The sequence below is a fragment of the Frankia sp. AiPs1 genome (assembly GCF_023716945.1).
GTDB lineage: Bacteria > Actinomycetota > Actinomycetes > Frankiales > Frankiaceae > Frankia.
This window is the reverse complement of record NZ_JAMQQF010000527.1, coordinates 1-4,202: the sequence shown is the minus strand read 5'-3', so window position 1 is coordinate 4,202 and position 4,202 is coordinate 1. Positions and strand designations below refer to the sequence as shown.

The window sequence follows — 4,202 nt, the reverse complement described above, 5'->3', positions numbered from 1 at the left end:
CGACGGCACCGGCCGGCTCGTCGCCGACTTCCCGGCCGGCTCGCCGAACGTGATCGCCTGTGGCGGCACGAAGCTGACCATCGACGCCACCGGCGCCCGGGCCAGCGAGGTGGTGTGGAACGAGGGCGCCGACTCGGCGGGCGGCGGCGGCTACTCGACGACGTTCACCCGGCCGGCCTGGCAGCCCGCCACCGTCGGCCGTTACCGCGGCCTGCCCGACATCAGCGGCAACGCCGACCCGCAGACGGGTTACCGCGTCGTCGTGGACGGCCAGCCGGCGGTCGTCGGCGGCACCTCCGCCGTCGCGCCGCTGCTCGCCGGACTCGTCGCCCGGATCGCGCAGCTCACCGGTGCCCCCGTCGCGGATCTCGCCGCCGCCGCCTACGCCAACCCCGCCGCGTTCACCGACATCACCACCGGCGACAACCAGGGCTACCAGGCCCGCTCCGGATGGGACCCGGCCTCGGGCCTCGGCAGCCCGGTCGGCACGAAGCTGCTCGCCGCGCTCGGCGGCCCCACTGCGCCCCCCACGACCCCGCCGCCCACGACCCCGCCGCCGACCACCCCGCCCCCCACGACCCCGCCCCCCACGACCCCGCCGCCGGCGCAGAGTGTTGATGCCGCGGACAGGGCACTGTGGTCCGGGGTCTCGGCCTGGGCGGGCGGCGCGCATACGGGCGCGAACGCCAGGGCAGCGAAGGCGGTACGCGCCTGGGCCCAGGCCAAGGGACTGGCCTGACCGCGCCTCGTCCCTCCATCGCCAGGCCCGGCATCAGGGGGAACTGCCCGAGATGCCGGGCCTGACGGGCAGGTGCCGGAGGCTGTCAACCGTTCGGCTGCTGGAATCCGCCCACAACCTCCTGCAATTCGGTCTCCCGCAATTCGGTGCTCTTCAGTTCCGGCGGGCGGTCAGTTGATCAGACTGGTGAGCTGGCGGCCGTCCTGCCAGGTTCCGGTCACGTCGGAGAAGGAGTTGTCCTTCCAGCGCAGCAGCCGTACGGCCGTGTTGCAGATGGCCGGGAAGATGTCGATCTGCTTGGTGTCGCAGGTGTACGGATGGGCCATGACGCTGGGCTGGTCGTGCGTCGCGCGCAGCGCGGTGAGCAGGCCGCCCGCACTTGGCTGTGGGGTCGTCGCCAGCAGGGCCCGCAGGTCGAGCACGGTCGAGAAGGCACCCTGCGACGCCGAGGTGCGATCCGCCTCCGGCACGGCCTTGCGGTAGGCCGCCGTGTCGGCGTCCCCGCCACTGGATCCGACCGGGAGGTAGCTGGAGGCGAAGTAGAGGTGGTCGGTGCGACCGCCGGCGGCCCGCGGCACCGCGGGCGTGGCGCAGGCGCCGACGAAGTAGATGTCGCTGTGGATGTTCAGCGCCGCCGCGGCCTGTACTATCCGGGCGCACGCCGCCGCCTGAAACACGACGATGATGGCGTCCGGGTTGCCGGCGGCGGCCTGGGTGAGCGCCGGCGCGAAGTCCGCCGCGTCCGACTTCTCGGCGATCAGCCGGACGTCGGTGACACCTTTCTTGCGCAGGATGTTCTGGGATCCCTTGATGGCGGCGGTGAGCAGCCCGGGGAGGTCGACATACAACGCGTGCGCGCTGCGGATGTGTCGGGTGGCGGTGAGATAGTCGGTGATGCCGAGCAGCTCAGCCACGCTGCCGCCCGAAAGTGCGAACGCGTTCTTGGAGTCGAGTTCCCCGCTGAGCTGCGGGGAGCCGGTGACATACGGGATGTGCGCCGCCTCGTATACCGGCATGGCGGCCTGTGTGCCGAAATCGATGCCGCCGACCACCGCGATCGGCTTCTCCGCCACCAGTCGGTTGGCGCAGTTCTGCGAGGATTCCGGGGAACCGTCGGTGGCGCAGGTCGACAGCCGTAGCGGTCGCCCGCCGACGCCGCCGAGCGCGGCATTCGCGTGCTCCACGGCGGCCTGCGCCGCCCGTCGGGTCTCCGGGTATGACCCGAGAGTGCTGTTCTCGACGGTGACGAAGCCGAGGGTCACCGGTGGTCCGGTCAGATGGGTCGCCGAGGCGCCGGCTGCTGCGCCGTCCGAGGAGCCACCGCGCTGGCTCGTGCATCCGGCGCCGGCGATGGCGACGGACAGGGCGACGGAGAACGCGCACAGGACGCGGGAAGCTTGTCTCACGGGCGCTCAAGCTACACTCCATCTCACCCGGTTCCTGAGTGAGACCGCCGGCCGGCGGGACGGGAGTGATTCGGTGACCGCGCGCCCACACTTCCGACTCGCTGCCCGACCGTCGGCCTCGCTGCTGGACATGTGCTCGGGAGCCCCGTGACCACCTATGTAGCCGCAATGCTGCTGGGCCTCGGCCCGGGCGCGGTGTACGCGGCGCTCGGACTCGGCCTCGTGCTCACCCACCGAGCCTCCGGCGTCATCAACATCGCGCATGGTGCCTTCGCGATGTACGCCACTTATCAGTATGCCGAGCTGCGTGCGGTCGGCGATCTCGTCCTGCCGGTCGTCGGATTGCCGCCGCGAATTCACCTTACCGACACCCCCACGTTCGGGTTGGCATTGTCGGTTTCTCTCGCGATGGCCGCCCTGCTGTCATTGGCGTCCTATCTGCTGGTCTTCCGGCCGCTGCGGCGGGCCCAGCCGATGATGACCGTCGTCGCCGCCGTCGGCCTCACCATCGCGCTGCAGGCCGTCGCCGTCGTCCAGTTCGGCGCGGACAACCGTTTCCTCGACCCCGTGCTGCCCCAGTCGCCGCTGCACCTGCTCGGCGTCACCGTGCCGAGTGACCGGCTGCTGCTGGCGGGCCTCGTCGTCGTGGCCGCCGCCGGCCTGTGGGCGATGTCGCGCTGGACCATGTTCGGCCTCGCGACCCGGGCCGTGGCCGACGATGCGGAGACCACCGCGCTGCTCGGTCGCCGGCCGGGCTGGATCGCCGCGGCGAACTGGATGCTGGCGGCGGTGCTCGCCGCGTTGGCCGGCATCCTGGTCGCCCCGATCAGCGCGTTGAACCCGACGAGCTACTCGCTGTTCGTCGTGCCCGCGCTCGCCGCGGCCCTGCTCGGGGGACTGTCCTCGTTCGGCCTGACCGTCGTCGGTGCGTTCGGCCTCGGCATCGCGCAGGGGTTCCTGCTCCCGCTGCAGCAGGACGTGGGCTGGCTCAACCAGCCGGGCCTGCGGGCGCTGTTGCCGATGATCCTCGTCCTCGCCGTGGCGGGCCGGCGCGGGACGCTCATCCCCGGCCGCGCGGCCGGGGCGGTCGTGTCGGTGCCACTGCCCGTGGTCGAGCCCGCGCGGCGTCCGCTCGGCGGGCTGCTGCTCGGCGTGCCCGTCGGGGTGGTCGCGCTGGTCCTGCTCACCGGCTCCTGGCGGCTCGGGCTCGAACGCAGCCTCGCCGGCGCCGTGGTGTGCCTGTCCTTCGTGGTGCTGACCGGATACGTCGGCCAGCTCTCGCTGGCGCAGATGTCGTTGGCCGGCGTCGCCGGCTTCCTGCTGGCCCGGCTCGAGGGCGAGCTTGGCGTGCCCTTCCCGATCGCTCCGCTGATCGCGACGTTCGCGGCCGCGGTCGCGGGGCTGTTCCTCGGGGTGGTGTCGCGCCGGCTGCGCGGCGTCGACCTGGCTCTGATCACACTGGTCGCCGGGGTCGCGATCCAGGAGGCGGTGTTCGGTAACCCGCTGGTCACGGGCGGGCTCGCCGGCTCGTCCGTGCCCAATCCGAAGATCTTCGGGTTGGACCTCGGACTGTCCGGGGCCGGCTTCCCCCGGGTCCAGTTCGGTCTGCTGGCGCTGGCCGTGCTCGCCGCCTGCGGCTACGGCGTGGCCCGCCTGCGCACCGCCGACCTCGGGCGGCGGATGCTCGCGGTGCGGGCCAACGAGCGGTCGGCGGCCGCGGCCGGCATCGACGTGCGCCGGACGAAGGTGCTGGCGTTCACGCTGTCCGCGGCGCTCGCCGGCCTCGGCGGCTGCCTCATCGGGTACGGCCAGGGTCGGCTGTCCTTCGACTCGTTCGGGGTCACCGCCTCGCTGTTCTTCCTCGCCATCGCGGCCGTCGGCGGGGTGACCAGCGTCGGCGGTGCGCTCGTCGGCGGCCTGCTCGTCCCCGGCGGGCTGGCCTTCACGGCGCTGGACCGCGTCGCCGGGCTCGGCGAATACCAGCAGGTGCTGTGCGGTCTCGCGGTGGTGGTACTGGCCGTGCTGCGGCCGGCCGGGCTCGTCTACCGGCCCGGCCG

General features: G+C 72.8%; 2 protein-coding genes and 1 pseudogene. 2 read left to right on the top strand and 1 reads right to left on the bottom strand.

Features of this window, described 5'->3' with window-relative positions; translation table 11 throughout:
- A pseudogene (locus ND748_RS26690) lies at nt 1–739 on the top strand (hypothetical protein); the annotation flags it as partial.
- Between the two features lie 170 nt (nt 740–909).
- Here the strand turns inward: ND748_RS26690 and ND748_RS26685 are convergent.
- Nucleotides 910–2,145 carry an ABC transporter substrate-binding protein gene (locus tag ND748_RS26685; protein WP_251748967.1) on the bottom strand — a complete coding sequence of 412 codons (1,236 nt, stop codon included), beginning with the start codon at nt 2,143–2,145 and terminating at the stop codon, nt 910–912.
- 147 nt (nt 2,146–2,292) lie between these two features.
- Between ND748_RS26685 and ND748_RS26680 the strand changes: the two genes are divergently transcribed.
- Nucleotides 2,293–4,202, top strand: a 1,910-nt coding sequence (locus ND748_RS26680; RefSeq protein WP_251748966.1) for an ABC transporter permease, incomplete at its 3' end; no start/stop codon positions are given.